At 35.9% G+C, this 24,142-nt stretch carries 23 protein-coding genes and 3 other annotated features (1 of these 26 cut by a window edge); of the genes, 5 read left to right on the forward strand and 18 right to left on the reverse strand.

Annotation, left to right across the window (positions count from 1 at the left end; translation table 11 throughout):
• Positions 1-45: 45 nt before the first annotated feature.
• Both BCR21_RS10625 and BCR21_RS10630 read right to left on the reverse strand, forming a co-directional pair.
• Positions 46-729: a YjjG family noncanonical pyrimidine nucleotidase gene (locus tag BCR21_RS10625; protein ID WP_069646430.1), complete on the reverse strand. Its 684-nt coding sequence runs from the start codon at positions 727-729 to the stop codon at positions 46-48.
• On the reverse strand, positions 719-1,474 hold the full coding sequence (locus BCR21_RS10630) for a 16S rRNA pseudouridine(516) synthase (protein WP_069646431.1): 756 nt from the start codon (positions 1,472-1,474) through the stop codon (positions 719-721). The genes BCR21_RS10625 and BCR21_RS10630 overlap by 11 nt, the downstream gene beginning before the upstream one ends.
• A 528-nt stretch (positions 1,475-2,002) precedes the next feature.
• On the opposite strand from BCR21_RS10630, the gene BCR21_RS10635 reads away from it, so the two are divergent.
• Both BCR21_RS10635 and BCR21_RS10640 read left to right on the forward strand, forming a co-directional pair.
• Positions 2,003-2,617, forward strand: coding sequence for a 50S ribosomal protein L25/general stress protein Ctc (locus BCR21_RS10635; RefSeq protein ID WP_069646432.1), 615 nt, complete (start codon positions 2,003-2,005; stop codon positions 2,615-2,617).
• A 170-nt stretch (positions 2,618-2,787) separates the two neighbouring features.
• The gene (locus BCR21_RS10640; protein WP_069646433.1) at positions 2,788-3,108 is read left to right on the forward strand and encodes a DUF960 domain-containing protein; all 321 of its coding nucleotides are present in this window, start codon (positions 2,788-2,790) and stop codon (positions 3,106-3,108) included.
• 73 nt (positions 3,109-3,181) lie between these two features.
• Here BCR21_RS10640 and BCR21_RS10645 read toward each other — a convergent pair whose 3' ends face one another.
• The 6 genes from BCR21_RS10645 to BCR21_RS10670 form a co-directional block, all read right to left on the reverse strand.
• Complete coding sequence (locus BCR21_RS10645; RefSeq protein WP_010762557.1) at positions 3,182-3,430, reverse strand: GlsB/YeaQ/YmgE family stress response membrane protein; 249 nt, start codon at positions 3,428-3,430, stop codon at positions 3,182-3,184.
• A 37-nt stretch (positions 3,431-3,467) separates the two neighbouring features.
• Positions 3,468-3,938 (reverse strand): Asp23/Gls24 family envelope stress response protein, encoded by a 471-nt coding sequence (locus tag BCR21_RS10650; protein WP_069646434.1) that lies wholly within the window; start codon positions 3,936-3,938, stop codon positions 3,468-3,470.
• 38 nt (positions 3,939-3,976) lie between these two features.
• The gene (locus tag BCR21_RS10655; RefSeq protein WP_205684843.1) at positions 3,977-4,192 is read right to left on the reverse strand and encodes a DUF2273 domain-containing protein; all 216 of its coding nucleotides are present in this window, start codon (positions 4,190-4,192) and stop codon (positions 3,977-3,979) included.
• A 13-nt stretch (positions 4,193-4,205) separates the two neighbouring features.
• Positions 4,206-4,769, reverse strand: a complete 564-nt coding sequence (gene amaP / locus BCR21_RS10660; RefSeq protein WP_069646435.1) for an alkaline shock response membrane anchor protein AmaP — start codon at positions 4,767-4,769, stop codon at positions 4,206-4,208.
• A 258-nt stretch (positions 4,770-5,027) separates the two neighbouring features.
• A complete protein-coding gene (locus BCR21_RS10665; protein WP_069646436.1) occupies positions 5,028-6,674 on the reverse strand; it encodes a peptide ABC transporter substrate-binding protein in 1,647 nt (548 codons plus the stop codon).
• Between the two features lie 35 nt (positions 6,675-6,709).
• The gene (locus BCR21_RS10670; protein WP_069646437.1) at positions 6,710-7,432 is read right to left on the reverse strand and encodes a gamma-glutamyl-gamma-aminobutyrate hydrolase family protein; all 723 of its coding nucleotides are present in this window, start codon (positions 7,430-7,432) and stop codon (positions 6,710-6,712) included.
• 254 nt (positions 7,433-7,686) lie between these two features.
• Positions 7,687-7,916: a binding site (T-box leader), on the forward strand.
• A gap of 96 nt (positions 7,917-8,012) precedes the next feature.
• Positions 8,013-8,257, forward strand: a binding site (T-box leader).
• Positions 8,258-8,326: 69 nt separating this feature from the next.
• Between BCR21_RS10670 and BCR21_RS10675 the strand changes: the two genes are divergently transcribed.
• From BCR21_RS10675 to BCR21_RS10685, 3 genes are all read left to right on the forward strand, one after another.
• On the forward strand, positions 8,327-8,968 hold the full coding sequence (locus tag BCR21_RS10675) for an amino acid ABC transporter permease (protein ID WP_069646438.1): 642 nt from the start codon (positions 8,327-8,329) through the stop codon (positions 8,966-8,968).
• A 281-nt stretch (positions 8,969-9,249) separates the two neighbouring features.
• Positions 9,250-9,885: an amino acid ABC transporter ATP-binding protein gene (locus tag BCR21_RS10680; RefSeq protein ID WP_069646439.1), complete on the forward strand. Its 636-nt coding sequence runs from the start codon at positions 9,250-9,252 to the stop codon at positions 9,883-9,885.
• Positions 9,886-9,899: 14 nt separating this feature from the next.
• Positions 9,900-10,718: an amino acid ABC transporter substrate-binding protein gene (locus tag BCR21_RS10685; protein ID WP_069646440.1), complete on the forward strand. Its 819-nt coding sequence runs from the start codon at positions 9,900-9,902 to the stop codon at positions 10,716-10,718.
• Between the two features lie 82 nt (positions 10,719-10,800).
• Here BCR21_RS10685 and wrbA read toward each other — a convergent pair whose 3' ends face one another.
• The 10 genes from wrbA to leuS all read right to left on the reverse strand — a co-directional run bounded on the left by wrbA (position 10,801) and on the right by leuS (position 23,621).
• Positions 10,801-11,406, reverse strand: coding sequence for an NAD(P)H:quinone oxidoreductase type IV (wrbA, locus tag BCR21_RS10690; RefSeq protein ID WP_069646441.1), 606 nt, complete (start codon positions 11,404-11,406; stop codon positions 10,801-10,803).
• 317 nt (positions 11,407-11,723) lie between these two features.
• Entirely contained in the window at positions 11,724-12,035 is a 312-nt protein-coding gene (locus tag BCR21_RS10700) for a rhodanese-like domain-containing protein (RefSeq protein ID WP_069646443.1), read from the reverse strand.
• Positions 12,036-12,221: 186 nt separating this feature from the next.
• Complete coding sequence (locus BCR21_RS10705; protein WP_069646444.1) at positions 12,222-13,688, reverse strand: glycoside hydrolase family 1 protein; 1,467 nt, start codon at positions 13,686-13,688, stop codon at positions 12,222-12,224.
• Between the two features lie 294 nt (positions 13,689-13,982).
• Positions 13,983-14,306 (reverse strand): hypothetical protein, encoded by a 324-nt coding sequence (locus BCR21_RS10710; RefSeq protein ID WP_069646445.1) that lies wholly within the window; start codon positions 14,304-14,306, stop codon positions 13,983-13,985.
• A gap of 23 nt (positions 14,307-14,329) precedes the next feature.
• Positions 14,330-14,986: a hypothetical protein gene (locus BCR21_RS10715; protein WP_069646446.1), complete on the reverse strand. Its 657-nt coding sequence runs from the start codon at positions 14,984-14,986 to the stop codon at positions 14,330-14,332.
• 63 nt (positions 14,987-15,049) lie between these two features.
• Positions 15,050-15,589: a hypothetical protein gene (locus BCR21_RS10720; RefSeq protein ID WP_069646447.1), complete on the reverse strand. Its 540-nt coding sequence runs from the start codon at positions 15,587-15,589 to the stop codon at positions 15,050-15,052.
• 10 nt (positions 15,590-15,599) lie between these two features.
• Entirely contained in the window at positions 15,600-18,251 is a 2,652-nt protein-coding gene (locus BCR21_RS10725) for a fibronectin type III domain-containing protein (protein WP_069646448.1), read from the reverse strand.
• Positions 18,252-18,596: 345 nt separating this feature from the next.
• A complete protein-coding gene (gene abc-f, locus BCR21_RS10730; RefSeq protein WP_069646449.1) occupies positions 18,597-20,198 on the reverse strand; it encodes a ribosomal protection-like ABC-F family protein in 1,602 nt (533 codons plus the stop codon).
• A gap of 435 nt (positions 20,199-20,633) precedes the next feature.
• Positions 20,634-21,035 (reverse strand): FosX/FosE/FosI family fosfomycin resistance hydrolase, encoded by a 402-nt coding sequence (gene fosX / locus BCR21_RS10735; RefSeq protein ID WP_069646450.1) that lies wholly within the window; start codon positions 21,033-21,035, stop codon positions 20,634-20,636.
• A 72-nt stretch (positions 21,036-21,107) separates the two neighbouring features.
• A complete protein-coding gene (leuS, locus tag BCR21_RS10740; protein ID WP_069646451.1) occupies positions 21,108-23,621 on the reverse strand; it encodes a leucine--tRNA ligase in 2,514 nt (837 codons plus the stop codon).
• A gap of 484 nt (positions 23,622-24,105) precedes the next feature.
• Positions 24,106-24,142, reverse strand: a binding site (T-box leader); it runs 245 nt beyond the window's last position.

The following is a 24,142-nucleotide window of genomic DNA, read 5'->3' on the forward strand; positions in this document are numbered from 1 at the left end:
CAGTGATCAAGAGATTTGGAACCTACTCTTGATCACTGTTTTTCATTAGTTCAAAACACTAAAAATATCGTCTAACCGACTGATTTCATAAGTCGGTTGAATCGCTTGTGTTGCTGGTTGTTTCGAAGGATTTAACCACAGAGTCTGAATCTCAGCTAAATTACCTCCCTGAATATCTGAAGCTAGTGAATCACCAATGATCAGTGTTTTTTCCCGCTCAAAACTTGGAATCCGTTCAAAAACATAATCAAAATATTCCTTCATTGGTTTTTGATACCCCACTTCTTCTGAAACAAAAATATCGTTGAAAAAAGAAGTCATGTTCGAATCATTCAATCGCTGATATTGCGTTTTTGCTACACCGTTTGTAACAATATAAAGCGCATAGTCTGGTTTAAGACGTTCAATAATTTCTTTACTATTTCCTAGCAAATCATGGCCTTGACTTAAATGATAGCGATACTGTTCTCCCATCTTTTTCCCATCCACTTTTTTATTCAGCTGAGCAAACAACAAACTAAAACGAGTATCCGTAATCGTCTTTTTATCTGTTTTTCCTTGTTCGAAATCCCGCCATAATTGGCTGTTGATTTTTCTATAAGTTGCTTCTATTTCATCAGTCAACGTTAGCTCTTCTTCTTGAAAAAGCGCTTGTAATGCTTTTTTTTCTGTTAATTGAAAATCTAGTAATGTATCGTCGACATCAAATAATAAGGTTTTAAATTTCATGTTCCACACTCTTTTCTTTTTTATGAATGGTAAAGTAGGGCATTAAAGCCTGTAATTCTTGTTGATTTAAAGAACGGTATTCACCTAAACCAAGGCTTGGATCTAATCGGATCGGTCCCATCGACAAGCGTTTTAGATAGATCACTTTTTTCCCTACAGATAAAAACATTTTTTTGACCTGATGAAATTTTCCTTCAGTGATATCTAAATGGGCATGACTTTTATTTTCTTCTGAAGACAAAATTCTGAGCTCAGCCGGCTTGCATTGTTTACCATCTGAAAATACGATTCCTTCAGCAAATTCTTTACAATCTACTTCCGTCAAACGTTCATTAACAACGACTTCATAACACTTTGAAACTTTTTTATGTGGCAATAATAACTGATAACCTAATTGGCCATTATCCGTAATCAAGAGTAACCCTTCCGTATCTCGATCTAAGCGACCGATAGGATATAGCCCAGCTCTTTGATCACTTGCCCTAATTAAATCAATGACGGTTTGATGCTGAACATCTTTAACTGCTGTCACAACGCCTTGAGGTTTGTTCAGCATATAATAGACGTGGGTTTGTTGTTGGATTTTTTCATCTCCAACGAAAATATCTTGCAAGGCAGCATCTACATTTAAACTTTCATCCATCATGACCTGTCCATCAACAGTGACTTGTTTACTGCGAATCAGAGCTTTGACTTTCCTTCTTGATCCAATTTTTTCTTGTTCTAATAATTTATCTAAGCGCATTTATTTTCCTCATTTCAAGTAACATTCTAGTATAAACTTTAGAGAATGAAAAGAAAATAGGATAAGAAAACGGTTCATTCACTCTTAAACAAAACTTTAAGTACTATTTAAAAGACGCCCCTTCTTCTTTCACTTCCCTTGACTTAACTTTGAATTCGCGTTATGGTTGATATAGAAAGTGAATAAGGTTTCTCAAAAACAGCGTAATGACCTGGGAGAGAATAAGGTATCATATGGAATTTCCCCCTGGATAATTGTGCACAATTATTCGGGATTTTTTGTTTTTGTTGTCCGTTTGTAGAAGCTACTCGTTCGTTTCAAATTTGAACAGGAAAACCTTAGCTAAGTTTATGCTTTTACATGTTTACAATATGCGTCAACAAAACTCCTTTTTTCCATCATGTTGCGTTTTGCAGATAACCAAATATAAATTCATTTTATTTATCTAGCTTCACGAGCTAGTCTCTCTTAAATCAGTTGAGACTAAAAGGGCTCGTTCAGCTTTTAAATCAAGGAGGAATTTAGGTTATGTCAGTATCATTAGAAGTTAAAGAAAGAGCTGTCCGTCCGCGTTCACTAAGAAATCAACTACGTCACACTGGTCAAGTTCCCGCCGTCGTTTATGGGTATGAAATTGAAAGTACACCCATTTCAGTCGATCAAAAAGAATTAACAAAAATTTTACGAGATAATGGTGCCAATGCTGTAATCACAATGACTATTGGTGGCAAAAAAATCAATACATTGCTATTTAAAGCGCAATTGGACACTTTCACAAATCAAATGAAACATGTCGAATTTCTAGCTGTAAACATGAAAGAAACAACTGAAGTAGAAGCTGAAATCGTTCTTGTTGGCGAATCCGCTGGTGTGAAATCTGGTGGTGAATTAACACAAAACTTATATAATGTTTTAGTTTCAGCAACTCCAGACAAATTACCAGAACGTGTAGAAGTCGATATTACTAAACTAGCGATTGGCGATGCAATTACTGTCGCTGATTTACCAAAAAGCAAAGATTACGATATCATTACTGATGGCGAAGAGCAAATCGTGGCCGTTACAGAAGCCAAAGCTGCAACTGAAGAAGAAAGTTCTGAAGAAGCCGCTGAACCTACAGTAATTGGTGAAAAATCAGAATAAATGGTTGCTTACAAATAAATTTAGGGAGATGAGGTCTTTTGACCTTGTCTCTTTTTTATTGCAAAGAATCGCAAGCTTTCTACTTGCTTTTTTTATGAAACATGACAGAAGCGCGTTTTTACTAAATAAGGTATACTGTTATTATTAGATAGATAAAGGAGGTCATATAAATGGTTGAAAGTTTTGATAGTGAACGTAGTCGGTACGCTTCTTTAGGAGTGGTTGAAAGTCTACCTAGCGCTTTGATCGACAGTATCTGGCTGATTATTGATTTGGATTTAAAAGGTGTTATTCCACTCACAAATATGTTATATTTTGATTTGATCGATAATGGCGGGAAAGTAACCGTTCATTTCTCACAAGAAATAAGCGACGTTCAAATGGCCGTTGACTTGCCTTTCCCCTATTCTGAAGAATACCCATCTCAAGTTTTCGCTTTTGATGATGGGAATAAAGAAACGATTTTACTGCCGGCAGAAATGTTGGAATAGAAAAAAACAGTTCAGTCATCAAATAAAAAAAGTTCCGATAAGTTATAACAACCTTATCAGAACTTTTTTTTATTTATGCCATTCGTTTCGCAATAAACGAATAAATCGCAATACAAATCACTGCACCGATCAGTGCGGAAATAATTGGGAAACCACCGATAATCGGGCCGAAGTTTCCTAAAAGCATCGTACCTACCCAGCTACCAATAAATCCAACGATAATATTACCAATTACACCACCTGGTACATCTCTACCTAAAATTGCTCCAGCAATGGCTCCAAGTACGCCACCGACAATCAATGACCAAATAAAACTAAACATATTAAATGTCCTCCTCTAATTGAAATACACCAAAACATTATTGTAATGTACGCGTATTGTTTTCTTGTTTTTTATCATTTTCATTATCATCTTTTTTCTTGTTTTCGAATTTTTCTTCATACTGTTCTTTTGACATGACATCATCTACGTTCATGTTAAATTCAATAACATCCAAACCAGTCATGTTTTTTACTTCATCGGCAACTTTTTTAGTTGCTGTATCAAATACTTGAGCAATATTTTTTCCATATTCCCCAATTACATCTAAATCGATCGCTACTTGTTTTGTTCCAACTTCTGCACTGATTCCTTTAGTTGGGTTGTTTCCATTCGTAAATTTGTCGGTCAAGTTTGTAATTGCATTTCCGCTCAATCCTAAAATACCAGGGATTTCTGATACGGCGATACCAGCAATTTTTTTCACGACTTGGTCGTCAAATGTTAATTTTGTTTTGATTCCATTTACGTTTGTTCCCTCAGTTGTGTTTCCATTTGCTTTGTTATCCATTTTCTTCTCAACCTTTCTGATTTTGATTCAATTTATTTTTACCTTTCAAAAAAAGCTTGTATAGAAGCTAAAATTGAAGAGATAGAGCGTTTTTCATCTTGCGTTTTGCCAATAAAATAGCCGATTCCTGTTAAAGCGACAAGCAAAACTGTTTTCCAAAATCCAATTGTCATCAAAAGAATAGCAATTAAAACAGCTAAAACCGTGAATACAATTTGATTGCGGTAAGGAGCTATTATCATTCGTTTTTTCACTATGCTTCCTCCTTTAAACCACACGTGACTCTTTTTTTCCGCTTGGCAACAAGGACGATTCTACTTTTTTCTTTTTGAAAATAACGTTTATTTTATTCGTCTCAATCATTGCCATATTTTGTAAAGCTTGTGGGATCAATTCTTGAATTTGTTTCCCTCTACTTAAAAACTGCTGTTGTTTCTCATCTGCTATCGTGACTTCTACATCTGCTGTTTGTTTCTTGGTCAATCTCACTTTCACCTGTGCATCATTGACATTTACAATTCCATGTAGTGAAGACCTAGCAATTGATTCCAGTGTATTCAAAGGCAAGTTGACCTGTCCTGTATCTTTTTTTATGTGGATTTGCTTTTTGGTAATTGGTTTGAATAAAACCATCAAAAAAGTCAGCAACAAGACTGCTAATAAAACAAACAGAACAACTTGATAAAAATAAAACAACCAATCATATTGAAATAGCAAATTATTGAAAAACGTCGTTACAACGCCTAAATCCACCATTTGAGAATATAAACCGGCGATCCCAAAAATACCAGCTATTAACAATAACGAAATAATTCCTTTGATCACTCGCATAGATTTTCTCCCTCCAACATTGTTTGTTCTTTTGTAAAAGTTTTTTTCCTGTCTATACATTTTATGTTAAACGCATTATCCGACAATTACAAAAGATACGCATGCTCTTGGTTGGATTTTTCTATTATTACTTTACATTTCATACGCTATAAATACTGGTATCAACGTATTCATCGATCCCTTATAAATAATAATAAAAAAAGTGGATTTTTAAGATAAATATCTTAAAAATCCACTTACTTCTTCATTTTTTATCTGTTATTCAACATAAGCCAAACGATAAGATACCGTTCTTCCAAAAGGAAAAACTTGTAGTTCTTTTAATTGATCCGCTTTTAGATAACCGATTGCTCCTTGGTAAAGTGGCAAAACAGCCGCATCTTTTTCAATCAGCGTTTCTTCTAATTCTTTCAATTTATCCCAACGTTTTTCTGGATCATTTGCTAATGTGATTCTAGCATCATTCAAACCTTTATCATATTCAGGATTATTGTAGCCCGCCGTATTCAAGCCGCTCTTAGAATCATAGAATTCTAAAAAGTTGATTGGATCAGCATAATCAGGTGTCCATGTCCCAAAAACTAAGTCAAACTCACCAGCAGTTTGTAAATCCAAGCGATTTTGTAATGGAACTGATTTTAACTTAATTTTTAAACCAGGTAAATTTTGTTGCAACTGTCCTTGAACATACTCGATCGTCTTTTTCGCAAGTGCTGAATCAGCTGAAAGTAATTCTAATTCGATTTCATCTTTGCCTAACTCTTTCTTAGCTGTTTCCCAGCTCTTTTGTGCTGCTTTTAAATTAAACGGAAGGAAATCGCCATTTTCTTTACGGAAGTCCTCACCTGTTTCAGGATCTTTTGCAAAGTCTTTTGGTACAAAACCATTGATTGCTGTTGACCCATCCCCTAAAATATCTTTAGCAAATGTCTCTTTATCGATAGCTTGTAAAATCGCTTTACGAACATTTACATTGCCCGTTACTTCTCGTTTATGGTTAGGACTTAAATAACCAACCATTGCTTTGGGTATAAAATGTGCTTGAGGTGAATCTTTATATTGGAGCGCATAGGTATCTGCTAAAACAGTGTAATCTAAATCACCAGCATCAAACAGATTCGTTCCTGTCCCGATTTCTTTGACTACTTGAACATCGATCGTATCTAATTTGACATTTTTTTGATCCCAATAGTCTTTGTTTTTCGTTAATTTCCAATTTTCTGTGTTACCATCCCAACCTGAGATCACGAATGGACCATTTCCAACAAAGTTATCCGTTGAAGTGCCATATGCTTCGCCCTTTTCTTTGACGAATTTTTCGTTTTTAGGCATAAAGGGTGTTCCTACTAAGACTTGAGCTAAATAAGGAATTGGATATTCCAACGTCATTTCTAAGGTTTGATCATCAATTGCTTTTACACCAAGTTCATCCAATTTAGCTTGTCCTTCACGGATTTTTCGACCATTTTTGAAAATATCCATTTGGTTGCTACTACTTGAGCCAAAACTTGGATCAACAACATTTCTAAATGAAGAAACAAAATCACCCGCTATAACTGGATCACCATTGCTCCATTTGGTTTCTTTTAATTTGAATGTGTAAACTAATCCATCATCACTGACAGTCGGTTCACTCGCTGCAACAGCCAACTCAGGATCATGATTTTTATCCATTCGATAAAGACCTTCAACAACTTGGCCGATCATATCTGAACTGTAAACATCCGTATAATGAGCGCTATCTAATGTTGATAATTCTCCCCCAGAAGCAACTTTGATCACTTGTGTCTGAGCTGTTTTTCCATCATCCGTTTTTTCACCAGATGAACTTGTCCCTTTGCCCCCACTACAAGCTGTCAATAATAAACTCGCTGCCAATACAAAAACACCAAACTTTTTCTTCATTACCTAATTCCTCCTCTTTTTAAACGCTAGATTCTCTATAATTCTTCAACGACATAACGAAAAATAGCCATTTCTTGCTCTAAATGATCATAAGCAAAATCAGGATGCCACTGCACTCCTAAAAATGCTAGATTTGAATTGTTACTTTCCACCCCTTCAATGATACCATCTTCACTAAGTGCTGTAACCTTTAGCTTTTTTGCTAATTTTTTTACTGCTTGAAAATGAAATGAATTAACAGTCGTTTTTTCACCATAGATTTTACGTAAAATACATGTGTCTTCTGTGTGGATCTGATGTGTAGGAATTTCTCTAGATACCGGTACTTGCATATGGGCGATTTTCGTATCATTCAAATGACTGAGATCTTGATATAAACTACCACCCAAAGCTACATTAACCAGCTGTAGTCCACGACAAATTGCAAAAATCGGTTTCTTTTGTGCAATGGCTTCTTCAATCAATGCTAACTCAAATTGATCTCTTTCTTCAGATAATGAAGCTTCTTCAACTTGAATTGATTCACCATATAAAGCTGGTGAAACATTCTGTCCGCCAGCTAAAATCAACTTATCGATTTGTGTGATATAATCCTTAGCCAAATCAGGAGACCCAATTGGCAAAACCATAGGTAAGCCGCCAGCATTTTGAACTGCTTTAACATAACCGCAAGGCGTGTAACTAATCGGTAAATGATACAACCGCGCTCCTGCATCTTCAATTTCATTTGCTGCAATTCCAATAATCGGCCGCTTCAATCAACACCACTCCTTTTTACTTTCCGACAATAATTGTACATAGTTTATCAGATATATATATGAAAGGATAGTATAAATAGAAACAGTGCGATAGTTTTTCTCTATCGCCATTTACTTACTTTTTAATAGGAAATAACTATTTCTATTTTACCTCAACTTCACTTAATCGGTTACTTTTATGCTTAAAACATCCTATTTTCTGAATTTTCTAAACAAAGAGTTATTGACAAGGAGAAAAACTGGTGGTAAAGTAATAAAAAACAAAGAACAGAAGAGTACCTTTATTTTTTATTGAAGAGAGTCTTTGGCTGGTGGAAAAAGACTAAAAGATAAAGCGAACCACATCTGGGAGTTAACTTTTTGAACCTATTAGTAGGAAAGTTCGGGAATGCCCGTTATAGCATTAGAAGTCTATGACTTCATGAGGTTATCGTTGTGAAGCGATAATAAAAAAAGGTGGAACCACGAATTTTACGTCCTTTGGCTTAATTGCCAGAGGACTTTTTGTTTACTCATGAATTTCAATAGTTACCTTAATACAAAATAACATTCATTTCCCACACATTTTGATCAATAAAATCAAAAACGTATAAACAGAACAAGTAATCACAGATCATTTCCTGACAGAGACTTTTTTATTCGCTGAGAAAAAAAGCTGGAAACCTTCGATGAACACATCTGTTTCAGTCATCTTCTGAATCAAGTAAGAAGCTGCGGCATTCTCCGTTATCAGAAAAGAATCTTTAGCTTAGTAAAGATTCCATGAGGTTAATGCTGCGAGGTATTAACAAATTGAGGTGGAACCACGATTATTTCGTCCTCTTGGCAATATGGCCAAGGGGATTTTTTGTTTACTCTTAGAAAAAAGAAAATTAAAAAAATGGAGGAAAAATTATGAACTACGTTTTAGAAATCATGCCGGCTTTACTAGACGGCGCACTCATGACATTGAAAGTATTTATTTTTACGCTGTTAGGCTCGATTCCACTAGGGATTTTAGTTGCGTTTGCCTTACAGACAAATTTTAAACCCTTGAATTTTCTGATCAATATTTATATTTGGCTGATGCGTGGAACGCCATTATTATTGCAACTTATTTTTGTTTTTTACGGATTACCATTGATTGGGATCGTCTTTGAGCGATACGATGCAGCTTTATTCGCTTTTATTTTAAATTATGCAGCTTATTTTGCAGAAATTTTCCGTGGTGGGATTCAATCTATTCCTGAAGGGCAATATGAAGCAGCTAAAGTTTTACGTTTAACACGATTTCAAACAGTTTCAAGGATTATTTTACCTCAGGTGATCAAAGTCGTATTACCTTCTATTGGTAATGAAGTGATTAATTTGGTTAAGGATACTTCTTTGATTTATGTACTTGGTTTAGGGGATTTATTACGAGCAGGGAAAATTGCGATGAGTCGGGATGTTAGTTTATTACCATTAGTTTTAGTTGGTGTTATTTATCTATTATTGACAGCTGTGCTGACTCTGGCTTCGAAAAAATTAGAAAAACACTATCAGTATTATAAATAAGCGGAACGTTGTTACCAGATATCATACCTAGCTTCGCAGGCTAGCTCTTCGGGAAAAAGATAAATTATGATTGAGGCAAAAAGCACCTCATTCATGATTTCCTATTTTCCTGTCAGAGTTGAACGAGCCTGTTACGCTTTTAATCATATCTAGCTACGCGGGCTAGCTCTTCGGGAAAAAGATAAATTATGATTGAGGCAAAAAGCACCTCATTCATGATTTCCTATTTTCCTGTCAGAGCTGAACGAGCCCGCTACGCTTTTAAATTTAGGAGGAAAATCATGTTACGAATAAAAAATTTAACCAAAAGCTTCGATGGTCGCCGTATCATCGATCAATTGAATTTAGAAATCAAAGATGGAGAAATCTTAACAATCGTAGGACCTTCCGGCGGTGGGAAAACAACTTTGCTGCGTTGCTTAGCCGGTCTAGAAACGATCGATTCTGGCGAACTAACGATGGATGGTGTACCTTTTAATCCTGTGGAAATGGATAATGCAGACCAAGTCGTAGGGATCGTTTTTCAAGATTTTCAATTATTCCCCCACCTTTCAGTTCTAGACAATATAACTTTAGCACCGATTCTTTCATTAAAACAAACAAAAGAAGCTAGTGAATCTGAAGCAATGGAATTACTGACAAAATTCGGACTTAGTGGAAAAGAGCGCTTGTATCCTTATCAATTATCCGGTGGTCAAAAACAACGAGTAGCTCTCGCCCGTGCTCTTTCTATGAAACCTAAGGTATTAGGTTATGACGAGCCAACCAGTGCGCTTGATCCTGAACTTCGTCAGCAAGTCGAAGAAGTAATTTTGACGCTAAAAGCGCAAGGCATGACGCAAATCGTCGTCACTCATGATATGAATTTTGCTGAAAATATTGCAGATAACTTACTAACAGTAACACCTGTTCAGTAGAAAGGACGCTTCATATGACGAAAAAAAACTATCTGATCCTTACCATAACTGCTTTATTTGCTGTCTTATCAATAGCGGGTTGTGGCAGAAAAAAAACAGACACAGATCAATGGTCACGGATCAATTCTGAAAAACGGGTGATTGTCGGTTTAGATGATTCCTTTGTCCCCATGGGCTTTCAAAATAAATCTGGCGAGATCATCGGTTTTGATGTTGATTTAGCTCGAGCAGTATTTGATTTATACGGAATCACTGTGGACTTTCAACCAATTGATTGGTCGATGAAAGAAAATGAATTACAGAATCAGACGATCGACTTGATTTGGAATGGTTATTCTAAAAGTGCTGAACGTGAAGAAAAGGTTTTATTTAGTGATGAATACATGAAAAACGAGCAAGTTGTAGTGTCTTTGAAAAAAAATAATATCAATAAATTTGCGGATATGAAAGGAAAAATTCTAGGCGCTCAAAATGGTTCTTCTGGCTACAATAGCTTCGAAGAACAACCTGAAATTCTGAAAAATTTTGTTAAAGACCAGAACGCTATTTTATATGACGGCTTTAATGAAGCCTTTATGGATTTAAAATCTGGACGCATCGATGGCTTATTGATTGATCGTGTTTATGCAAATTATTATCTTTCTCATGAAGATAACTTAGCAAATTATTCGATTATCAGTGGTGATTTTGAAAGTGAAGCTTTTGCGGTGGGCTTACGAAAGTCTGATACAAAACTAGCTGAAAAAATCAACAACGGTTTTGAAAAACTAAGAAAATCAGGAAAACTGGCCGAAATTTCTAAGGAATGGTTTGGAGAAGATGTGACCAAGTAAAATCTTATTAGTCTATATAGCCAATGAAAAACCCCAAGGGAACTAAGTTCTCTTGGGGTTTAACGTTTCCATGCTCATACTATTAAGCTAAATATTTACTAGTTACATCAACCAAACGTTTTGTTTGATCTTGAATCGCTGCTTTCACTTCATCAGCTTTCAGCATATTTCCTTCTCCGTCAATTGAAGCACTTGTTCCATAAGGGTTACCGCCAGCTGCAAAAGTCGATGGATTTACGTAGCCTGCTGGTACTATGATCGCACCCCAGTGTTGCATTACTGTATAAATACCTTGGATTACTTGCTCTTGTCCACCATTTGGATTTTGTGCAGAAGAAAAGGCTGTTACAAACTTATTCGCTAATTTTCCTTGTGCCCAAAGTCCGCCTTGCAAATCAAAAAATTGTTTTAATTGGCTAGCCATTACGCCAAAACGTGAAGGTGAAGAGAAGATGTATGCATCTGCCCATAATAAATCATCACTTGTCACTTCTGGGATCTCTTTACTTGCGTCAACATTCTTACGCCAAGCTGGATTTGAATCGATTGCCACATCGGGAGCTAATTCATGGACTTTTCTCAAACGAACTTCTGCACCATTTGCTTCAGCTGCTTCTTTGGCCCATTTCACCATTTGTGTACCTGTTCCTGTTGAACTATAATAAGCAATTAATAATTTTGTTGTCATGATTTTTTTCCTCCAATAACTGTTGTTTTCTTATCTACATTCACATACTAACAAAAAGTAAGTGAACTTGCAAGAGATTTTGCTTACTAAAAATAAGTTAATTTCAAAATCCAACTCTTATCGGCGTTTGCTGAACAAAAAAGAGGCTGAGTCATAACTCTACGAGTCACATCTCAGCCTCAAGGAATCCAAATAAACGGTGGGAGCAAAAGCAACTCCTTCGGAAATAAGCTGAAATTTACAAAAATTTTTTAAAGCAATTTTCGTAAATTCCTTCTTATTCTCAGAGTTAAACACTTCTGTCCCAACCTCTTTTTTTATCGATAACTCTTTTCTTTTCCATCCCAAACTGACATACCTTCTGAAACAGAAACGACATTGTACCCATAATTTTCAAGAAAAGAGCACGCATGCTCTGAACGCACACCATGCTGACAAATAACATAATGGGGCTGTTCACGATTTATCTCTGTCATTGTTTCGGGTAATGTGGACAAAGGATAGTTTTTTGCATTGACGATATGACCTGCAGCAAACTCATCCACATCCCGAACATCAATGATCGAAACTGGTTCATTGACTGTTAATTCGATTAATTTTTTTAATTCTTTGATTGACACTCTTTTCATATTATTACAATTCCTCCTGCGGCTTTTTCAAATATAAGCCTACTCTTATCACACAATTCTGTATTCAGCAAATTCGCCTCATTAGCAGTATACCACTGTTGATTTTTACTACAACATTTTACGCCCTTTTTTTGAAAATTTATTAAAAAAGCTTACTTCAAAATTCTTTTGAAGTAAGCCTTACATTTATTCTTGTATGCCATTAGCTGTAATCAATTTTTTATACCAATAAAAAGATTTTTTCCTTGATCGCTCAAGTGTCCCATTTCCTTCGTCATCCATATCAACATAAATAAATCCATATCGTTTTTTCATTTCACCAGTTCCAGCGGAAACTAAATCAATACATCCCCATGGCGTATAACCAATCAAATCAACACCGTCTAACTCAATAGCATCTTTCATTGCAGCCACATGCTTACTGAAATAATCAATACGGTAATCATCTTGGATCGTACCGTCTGCTTCGATTTTATCCACCGCACCAAAGCCATTTTCTACGACAAATAATGGTACGTTGTAACGATCATACAATTTACACAAAGAAATACGTAACCCTAAAGGATCTACAGCCCAGCCCCAATCTGATTCTTGCAAATACGGGTTTTTGACCGCCGGCATTTGATTTCCCCCTACATATTTCACTTCATCTGGATTAGCCGCAGAAACGGTCGACATATAATAACTAAAGCCGATATAATCAACAGTTCCTTCTTTAATAATCTCATCATCGCCCGCTTCTTTTTTGATCACGACATTTTCTCGCTCAAATTCTTTTATTTTGTGGGCTGGATAATACCCTTTGACTTGGACATCAATATAAAATTCTTGCTCACGATTAAACTTGATTGCTTCCATTACATCTTCTGGATTGCAACTCATTGGGTAGCTTGGAATATAAGCCACCATCATTCCTATATTGAAATCAGGATTGATCTCATGGCCTAATTTAACCGCCTTAGCACTAGCAACAAATAAATGATGCGCTGCTTGATATTTCGCTTGTGGATCATTTTTATGAATACCGATTTGTGTCCAGCTACGTAAAAAATTGATTTCATTAAACGTCATCCAGTATTTGACTTTATCTTTGTAACGCTTAAATAATGTTTCACAGAAAAATAAGAAGTAATCGATCACTTTTCTACTTGACCAACCGTCTAATTCATCTGCTAAATACATTGGAATATCAAAGTGATTAATCGTAACAATTGGTTCTATTCCATAACTTAATAATTCATCAAAAACGCTATCGTAAAAAGCCAAGCCTTCTTCATTGATTTCCGTTGTTCCTTTTGGACAAATTCTAGACCAGGCAATTGAAAGTCTAAAACATTTGAAGCCCATTTCTGCAAATAAAGCAATATCTTCCTTATAATGATTGTAAAAATCTGTTGCCACATGGCTTGGATAATACTTGTCAGGATCAACATAGCCAACCGCCCCTTCAGGTAAAGCTCCTCCTCTGGTAGAAGTTTCGACTTTACCTTCTTTGGTTTTGTACGTGATCATTCTTGGTGTTGTGTGACTGCCTCCTGTAATAGCGTCTAAAGTACTTAGTTCTTTGCCGCCTGAAAGATATCCTCCTTCATATTGATTAGCTGCTGTTGCGCCACCCCATAAAAAATTTTTTGGAAATACTGATTTGCTCATAAGTCATTTCTCCTTACTATTTTTTTAAACGAACTGATTACTAGCACTCTATCTCTTTATTTTCCACTTAAAATGATAAAAACCATAATATAGTAAATACAACAAATGGCTTGTCGTCTTTACTATATTATGGTTATGCCTGAAAATCAGTTACATTCCGTTATCTACAATTATAGCATAGAAGAAAACGCTGTCAACATTACTAAGTATCACGACTATTATTTAAAAACCGAACAATGTAATTTTCAACATTGCTCGGTTTCCTATTAAGTAAATGTCGGGAAAACAATTTAGTCATCCCGCACGTTTATTTCTATGTGCTTTCCATGTATAAAGTAACAGATAAATGAATAGCAACATTAACCCGATTGGGGTTAGTTTTTCAATGACACTACCTGCTTTTGGAAGTTTTTTTAGTTCTATGTGATTTTGTTTTGGTTGCGCTAATTTTGTTTCCGAATCAGTTTCTGGTTTGTTTGGCGACTGTGGAATCGTTTCATTTCTACCGATTTGCCCGTGAATCTCTATATCAGTAGCAGCATAAGTAAAATCTTGAAACAAACTGATACCACTCGCCAAAAGAATGATCGTAATGATGTGACAACTAAATTGCTTCATTGTTTATCACAGCCTTTATTTAATTATGGGGTTACACCAAGTGTTGTACCATCTTTTTGGATCGATGTAAATTTCAATGTTAATGTGTAGTTTTCTGTTGCTGCATTTTCATTGACATCAGTTGGTAAACTAGCAGTTGTCGTACCAGTATAATTGAATTTTGCAGAATTTGCATAAGCAGAAGCAGCGTCTGTAGCGATATTCAAACGTCCATCTTTATTTGCTAAACGCATCCAGACAAGTGCACTTGTCAAATCAGCTAAAGCATTGTTTTCAACCAATTTAGTCGCAGTAGGTGTTGCAACTAAACCATTCCCTTTTGCATTGATTGTTAAAGTATCAACATACTTGGGTGTTCCCTCCATTTTATTCAATGTCACAGCAACACCACGCCCTGAATTATTCACGATGCTATAATCAGCAGACTCAATATTTTTGTGGGCACTTGCTGTCGTTGTATGGAATGCTGTCGCGGTATCAACAGTCACGTTGATCCATTCATCAGATCCTTCTGGGATATTCGTATCTGGATCTGTATTATCTAGTTTACCGATTGTTCCGTTGATAATAACATCTGCTGAATTTTCTCCATCGATGGTTTCAGCTGAAGCTAATTGTGTTAGTCCGGATATGCTTAGACCTAGCATCATTGTAGCGAGTAAAAAGTTTGTTTTTTTCATATTGTTTCTCCTTCTATGTGTAAGATGATTTATTTTTAACAGAAAATCTGCTAAATAACGATATTAGTTGTTGATACGAATTGTAATTCCAGCTTGAACTTGTCCACGTTTTTTGTTTGTTTTTGAATCATAAATATCAAATGTGGCTGTCGCTGGATGATCTCCTTGAGCAAGTTTTTTCTCTAGTTTTGCTCCATTTATTTCATATCCCGGCTGAATTGCACCAGAGGAATAAACCTGTTCATTGTTGCTGTCTAAACGAATCACCACATTGATGGGATAACCGTTTTCGACTGGATTTTGAATATACAGACTGCCTTCACTGTCGCCATTTTCAAATACGGCTTCTGATTTAATGACCATATTGAACTTACTTGCATCCACAGCTTTTTGCTCAGCTGCTTTCACTTCTTTATCACTCATTTTTTTAGCGCTTTTTGCATCTGGTAAATAATCACCTGAAACAACTTGCACAGGTTCCGTTTTAGTTGAAAAATAATAATATAAGCCGCCTGCTGATACAGCCAACAAGAATAGCAATAATAAAATCAGCAGTCGTTTCTTTTTCTTCTTCTCTTCGTTTGTTTGATTATTTTTATCCATAGAATTCCTCTCATTCTTCATTTTTTTCAACTTTGAATGTCACTTTGTAGGTTGGAAAAATTGCTTGCTTTGTTGGATTAAAGTACTTGCCTTTAAGACTCAAGCTTTTTTCTTCATTCACGTTTAAAATGCCGATCGATAAAGGATTCTTTGACAATTCACTCGTTAAAAATAGTGGTGCTTCCTGTTTATCGTCTACTAGCATTTGCAACGCTAGTTCATCCTGTCCTAAATTTCCTGAAAGACTATCTAACAATTGTAATTGATTTGCCGCTGTGTTTTCCTTTGTTAAATTTGTTATCGATAGTTTGGTTGGGGTATTCCCTTTATTTATGACTTGATATTCACTAGAAGACACTTCACCTTCTTTTGAGGTACCCAGGTCCTTGTTTTGGGTCTGAAAAGCCATTTCGATAGGAACTTCTACCTTGATGATCTCTGTTACTGTTTGAAATTCTGTTAAAGGATTCATTGCTAAAACAACTTCTTCTCCAGATGCTCCAGTAACTCTCACACGCACGTAATACGTAACATCTCCATCAAGACTTTTTAATTTCGTTGAAAATTTTTGATTTTTATCACCTGAAAGAGTTGCTAGTTGTGATTTTGTTGCATCAACTGGAAAGTCTTTATTCTTGCTGTATTCCACTTTGACTTGCTGATAATTACCACCATAATAAGCCGTTTGATCAGGAATTGCTGCTGCTTCTCCATTTGTAAAATCTGTCCATTTACCTGTATCACTTGCTAACTCACCACTGATGATTGCCGAAGTTGTTGTGACATTTGCTGTGATACTTTTTAGCTGAGGTTTTGTAGTAAAACTAGTTGCACCAGAAAACTCACTCTCTCCTGCTTGATTGATGACAACCATTTGCGCCCAATAAGTTGTATTAGGGTTTAACTCATTTACCTTTACTTTGTATGTTGAATCAAGTGCAGTATTTTCTTGATCGTCAAAATTGTTCAGTGTCACAATATGCTTGGCTTTTCTTAAATCGCTAGTATCATCTTCATTGGTAAACAAGAAAAATTTCACTTCTGATGCTGGACTTCCATTGTTGACTGATGAACCATTTAAAAGGACGGATGTATCTGTTTCATCAGCCGCAATTAATCCTAACTGGTTCGGAACTTCCATAAATTCACTAAACACGATTTTCTGTGAATTTTTTAAAGCTGAAATTTCTTGTATTGAAAAAGGATTTGGTGTCCCAACAATATTAGTAAAATTTGTTCCTTGAACGCTTAAATCGGACGCTTCTTTAAATATTTCTTGTGTCGGCGTACTGTTTGTTTTGCTTGAAAATGTTTCGATTTTTTGTAAATAATTGCTTGTAAAAGACAAGTTCTTTGCACCATTGGCACCATTTAAACCAATTGTCCCACTATCTGTACCAGAAAATGAGGCTCGCTTTGCTTTGTTCATACTGATTGAGAATGAGCTGGAAGCAGCTGTCGTGAAGATTGCGCCACTCGCAACATCGATTGAAACATCAGCGTTTTCAGCAATCGTCAGTCCACCTTTAGCTGTGTAAAGATTGATCGGTAAAGGTAGTTTGAAATCGACTTGAGCATTTTCTTGAAAATCAAATAGTACTGGTTGGGTTTGAGAAGAAGCAAAAAATTGATTTCTTGCACCACCTGTAGCAAGACTTACTTTATCCAAATTAAAAACAGCATTCCTTTCAACGATATAACTTGGTGCTAAAGTACCATATGTCATATTGCTGTTCGTTTGGATATCAAGTTGCGCATTTTCTCTAACTACGATTTGGGATTTTCCTGAATAAGGATTGGCTGAAGAGGTGCTAGTTGACCAAATAAACGCGCTGGTTTGATTGGAAGAATGTTTGATTGACGTATGACCACTTTGAACTTCTACGTAATTGATTTCTGCCCATTCTTGGGAATATGTACTCGTACCTCTTTGATCGATTGTATTTTGCCCTCGCATAATGACCGACCCATTTATGTTATAAATCATTTGACCATTTGTAGAATAGTAATCGACGCCATCAAAGATAAACGTCATGTTGGCAGCCGAACCGCCAGATAAAAAGCCATAATATCCTACTGCACCAGATCCATCGCTGTTACCAAACTGAGTATTACGAATCTCGATTACAGCATTTGCCTGATTAGCATAAAAACCTCTCGTAGCCGAGCCGCCTTTATCATATGTAATAATATGATTTGCACCATCGATGATCATGCTATCTTTAAGTTGATAACCAGTAGTTCCCAGGTCAATGTTATTGGTTAAACGAAATTTCAGCTTTTGACTATCCTTTAAGTATTCTGTCAAAGTAGCAGCAGAATCGACTAACCAGAAACCATCCGCATCTTGTGAAGCATCCGCTCTTAACATTCTTTCACTATTTATTTCAGAATTATTTTGATTTTCTGAATTATTTATCTCATTATTACTCGTTATTTTTTCACTTGTTATCGGTTCTTCTTCCTCCGTCGATTCTTGACTAGATGAAGAATCGCTGACAGTTGTTTCTACTGAATTTGACGGTTCATTTTCTCCGGTTGACTCAGATTTTACTACAGGTTGATCAATAGATTGTTCCATTTCTATAGCATAGGACCAATCAATCGGAAAAATCATTAAAATGATAAAGCTAATGAAAATCAAATGAATATTTTTTTTCATGACAGTCCTCCCCTACTATTTTATATAAATTATAACAATAATATATCTTGCATCTATTATTGTATTGCAGTTCACTAGGAATATCAATTTAATAACGCTAGTTTTTTAAAATTTATATAATTATTTTATTGTTAACAGATAATTTTTTTAAACTTTATATATTTTTGTCGCTATTCAAGCCTTTTGTTCACAAATATTAAGTTTTTTCTAAGCTCTTAATTTTTTTTGCTTTCTAGTGATTTTATGGTTCAAATTTATTTTTATGTTAATGAAACTAAAATAAAAAAGACAAACGGTATAAAAACAAGGTAACGTTTTATCCGTTCATCTTTTTATGAGTTTCATTTACTTATAAGTAAGTACCTCTACGTAAGTTCCTATTTCTTTTTTGATTTTCTGTTGATCAACAATTAAAAAAGTATCAAACATTTTTTGTAAAAAGAAACGATCATGTGAAACAACTAGCATCGTTCCTTTAAAGTCTTCCAATATTTCTTCTATCTCTTCTCTCGTTTCAATATCTAAATGATTTGTTGGTTCATCCAGCACTAAAAAATTAACCTCATTGTGCATCAGTTTAGCTAATTCCAAACGAATTTTTTCACCGCCACTTAAAAATCGAACTTGCTTCATCACATCATCACTATAAAAAGAGTACTTAGCTAATGCGCGACGGCTTTCTTGTTCAACTAGAGAACAGGCTTCACTGAAGGATTGTAACAATGTTTGTTTTGGATTTTTATATCGAATAGCTTGAGGCAAATAGCCAACTTGAAGATTCGTTCCTTGCTTGATTTCACCGCTGTCGAATTCCTCCAACCCTAGGGCAAGTTTTAGCAAGGTGCTTTTACCTACACCATTTTCTCCGATGATCGCCGAACGTTCTTTCCAAAATAGTGAAAATTCGACTTTATCAAACAACATTCGGCCAGCATAACTTTTGCTGACCTCTTTAAATTGAAGAACTTCTTTACCAGAGCGATTCGTTTCTTTGAATTTCTGGCTTATTTTTTCTGTTTCATCTTTAGGTTTAGGAATTCTCTGAATCTTTTCTAATCGTTTTTCAAGTTGCTTAGCTTTTTTGAAAAATTTTTCATTATCTCCTTCGTGTCCCCATTGTCGAAAACGACGAATTGCTAGTTTTAATTTCTGAATTTCTTTTTGCTGCTCTGCAAAATCTTTTCTAAGCTTTTCAAGTTGTTCTTCCTTTTGCCGTTTATAAGCAGAATAATTTCCTTTGTATTCCTGTAGATGACCATCTTCTAATTCTACAATTTTTTCTACCGTATGGTCTAAAAACAACCGATCATGAGAAACAATCAAATATGCTGTTTTCTCATGGGTCAAATAGCCTTCAAGCCAAGTAATTCTTTTAGCGTCCAGATGATTGGTTGGTTCATCTAGCAATACAAGGTCATTTTCTTGTAATAGAATTCTCGCCAATGCTACGATCGTCTGTTCACCGCCACTTAATTCTGACATTTTTTTTTGCAACAAATAATTGATCATTAGACCATTAGCAATCATCTCAAGTTTATTTTCCATCTCGTACCCACCAGCTTGTTGAAATTCTTCTTGCTTTTGACCGTAACGAGCTAATATTTTATCTAAATCGCATTCTGAATTCGTCATTTGCTCTTCTAGTTGCGTTAATTGATATTGGATCGAATTCAGTAATGTGAACGTTTCTAATAAGTAATCTTTGACCTTCTGTTCGCAAACGTCTGGCATTTGAGCTAAATAGCCAATACGTGCATTTTTCTTGCAACTAACCGTTCCTGAATCAACAGTCTCGATTCCTGTGATGATTTTTAAAATGGTCGATTTTCCTGAGCCATTTGTCCCGATTAATCCTATTTTTTCACCTTTGTTTATTTGTAAATTTAATTCTTCAAAAAGTGGTTCCATTCCATAATTTTTGGTGATTCTTTGTAATTGTACTAACATCTTTTCCTCTTTCTGCCATTCAGACAGATCAACAAGAATAAACTTTATCGTCTTTATACTTTTTTAGCGTACGCAAAAAAGCTGAACAATGTTCTCCGTTCAACCTCCATTATTTACTATTAGCTAGCGATTCCCTGTATCTCTTCTGACAAAGATGAGTAAAATGAAAGCACTATGCAATGTTATTTTATGACTGATTCGCTTTAAGTAAATAAGTCTGAATGGTCTGTTTTATTTAATTTTTTATCCCTTTTTAGACACACTTGTCCCTTGAGATAAAAAATTGGAAATAATAACATGACAAAAAGCTAGGTACGCTATTATATAAGAAAAACCTGTTGTTATTTTTGGCATGTTGACCATTGTACTTATTCACCACCTTCGTCATTTCTTAGGTCTATTGTAGCATGATGTTTTCATTTGTGCAAAATGAGTTTATTCGTTCCTTTGTTGATAGCATTTTAATCGTTCTTCTAGAGTTCCTGTGTGCAGTTCGAATAGATGATTATCAAAATCATAGAAATAAAGTGAGTTTGCTTCACCTTCTACTCGATGACGTCCATTTTTTATTTCTAATCCTAATGAATTGATTTTCTTTAAGTAATTGTCATACTCACTTTCCTCTATCTTAAAAGCAATGTGATTATATGTCTTGGTTGGTAAAGAGTCGCCTTGCATGATGGCTATCCACAGGTTATCAATCAGAAAAAACTTTTCTTGCGCTACTGAAAATGTATCTGCTCCACTTGAATAAACCTCTTTTGCGGCAAATATTGTTTCGAAAAAGAGGGTAGCCTTTTCTAAATCTTGAACGATAAATGTCATATGACTGATCATTTTTTTCTCACATCCTACGATATAGTGAAACAGAGATACTGATTTTATTCAGCACCTCTGTTTCTAATTTCTTTAATTCGCTACAATATTCACCAATTTATCTGGAACGACAATAACTTTGCGTACCGTTTTTCCATCAATAAAGGATTGGATTTCTTCTGCTGCTAGAGCTTTTTCCTCTAGCTCTTCTTTGCTTAAACCTCGAGCGATATTCAATTTTGCACGAACTTTTCCGTTAACTTGGAAAACGACTTCGACCTCATCTTCGATCAATGCAGATTCATCATACGTCGGCCAAGGAGCATTGGTTAAACTTTCTTCATTTCCAAGAATTGCCCATAGCTCTTCACCAATGTGTGGTGCGATTGGTGCTAGTAATTGAACGAATCCTTCAATGTATTCATATGGTAAAACATCGACTTTATTCGCTTCATTCACAAAGACCATCAATTGAGAAATTGCCGTATTGAAGTGCAGATTTTCCATATCTTCTGTCACTTTTTTTACTGTCTGATGATAAACTTTCGTTAAACGCCCATCGTTTATCGTCGTGATACGGTCACGCATCTTGTCATTTTCATCTACGATCAAGCGCCATACACGATCCAAGAATTTGCGACTGCCTTCAAGCCCGTTTTCACTCCACGCAATCGATGCATCAAGGGGTCCCATGAACATTTCATACATTCTTAGTGTGTCCGCACCATATTTTTCCACAACATCATCTGGATTTACAACGTTTTTCAATGATTTACTCATTTTAGCTGGTGCTTCTTCCAGCTCTTCACCCGTTTCACTATTTAACCAAACGCCGTCACGTTTCTCTACCATATTCGTAGGGACTAGTACGCCGCGGCTGTCACGGAAACTTTGACCCAGAATCATTCCTTGATTATAGAGTTTTTGATACGGTTCTTTTGTTGGTACAACACCGATATCATACAAGAATTTATGCCAGAAACGTGCATATAATAAATGAAGTACTGCATGTTCTGCTCCGCCAATATAAATATCGACAGGTAACCAACGTTCTAATTTTTCATAATTGGCAATTTCATTTTTGTTATGAGGATCGATATAGCGTAAATGGTACCATGAGCTTCCTGCCCATTGCGGCATTGTATTTGTTTCACGTTTGCCTTTCTTGCCAGTTTCAGGATCGACTACATTGATCCACTCAGTAATATTGGCAAGCGGTGATTCGCCTGTTCCACTTGGTTTGATATCATCCGTTTTCGGTAATTTCAATGGTAATTCAGATTCTGGAACCGTCGTTGTTGTACCATCTTCCCAATGGATCACAGGGATTGGTTCACCCCAGTAACGTTGACGAGAAAATAGCCAATCACGCAAACGATAGGTGACTTCTTTTTTACCACAGCCGTTATCTTCTAGCCATTGATACATTTTTTCATTGGCTTCATCTTTTGTTAGACCATCTAAGAAAGCAGAATTGATATGAAGACCATCTCCAGTGTATGCTTCTTTCGTGATATCTCCGCCTTCAATGACTTGAATCATCTCGATACCAAACTTATCAGCAAACGCGTAGTCTCTTTCATCGTGAGCTGGTACAGCCATGACAGCACCTGTTCCATAGCTTCCTAGAACGTAATCTGCGATCCAGATTGGGATTTCTTTGCCGTTTACCGGATTGATCGCATATGCTCCTGTAAAAGCCCCTGTTTTTATTTTAGATAAATCTGTACGATCTAAATCAGATTTTTTACTTACTTCTTCTTGATATGCTGTTACTGCTGTTTTTTGCTCAGGTGTTGTAATCTCATCAACTATTTTTAACTCCGGCGCAACGACTAAATAACTAGCACCAAATAAAGTATCTGCACGCGTTGTGAAAACGGTGATTGTATCATTACTTCCCTTGACTTTGAAATCAACATTCGCCCCTTCAGAACGTCCGATCCAGTTACGTTGCATATCCTTGATACTTTCAGGCCAATCGACTAAATCTAAATCATCCAGTAAACGGTCTGCGTAAGCAGTGATTTTAAGCATCCATTGACGCATTGGTTTTCTAACAACATCATAACCGCCGCGCTCACTTTTCCCATCGATGACTTCTTCATTTGAGATCACAGTTCCAAGTTCCGGCACCCAATTTACTGCTACTTCTGCTTCATAAGCCAAACCATGTTCATATAGTTTTGTGAAAATCCATTGCGTCCATTTATAATATTCTGGATCTGTCGTATTGATCTCACGATTCCAATCATAACTGAAACCTAATGAATTGATTTGACGTTTGAATGTTTCAATATTTTTTTTCGTAAACTCTGCTGGGTCATTACCAGTATCTAACGCATACTGTTCGGCAGGTAACCCAAATGCATCCCATCCCATTGGATGTAAAACGCTATACCCCTGACTTCTTTTCATTCGAGATAGGATATCTGTCGCTGTATAACCTTCAGGATGTCCAACATGAAGACCTTGCCCTGATGGATATGGAAACATGTCTAAGGCATAAAATTTTTCTTTATTTGGGTCGTCATGAGTAGTAAAGCTGTTATGCTTAGCCCAATATTTTTGCCATTTTTTTTCGATTTTTTTGTGATCGTAACTCACGTTTTTTCCTCCTATTTATGTAGCTTTTTATTGATAGTGATTGTTTTCTTTTTTAGGTTTGTTTTCTGTACCCGATTAAAGTGTTTACTTGGTGTTGTTTCACTAGTAAGGTAACTTCTCTCCCTTTGCACGCCTTGTATTGTTCAGCATCTGCTCTGGCTAGCCAGTTATACTCCTTCGATTCTTAGAAAACTTTAGCCCTTAGGAATCGTTAAGCTCAAAATACAGTGGCGTGATTCACTAGTATGGTAACTTCTCTCCCTTTGCACGCCTTGTATTGTTCAGCATCTGCTCTGGCTAGCCAGTTATACTCCTTCGATTCTTAGAAAACTTTAGCCCTTAAAAATCGTTAAGCTCAAAATGCAGTGGCGTGATTCACTAGTATGGTAACTTCTCTCCCTTTGGTCGCCAAGTATTGTTCAGCATCTGCTCTGGCTAGCCAGTCGCAGTGATTCACAACAAAAAGTCCTACAGGAAAAATTTCCTATAGGACGTGTGATTGACAACGTGGTACCACCTAA

The sequence above is a fragment of the Enterococcus ureasiticus genome (assembly GCF_001730285.1).
Taxonomy (GTDB): Bacteria; Bacillota; Bacilli; order Lactobacillales; family Enterococcaceae; genus Enterococcus_L; species Enterococcus_L ureasiticus.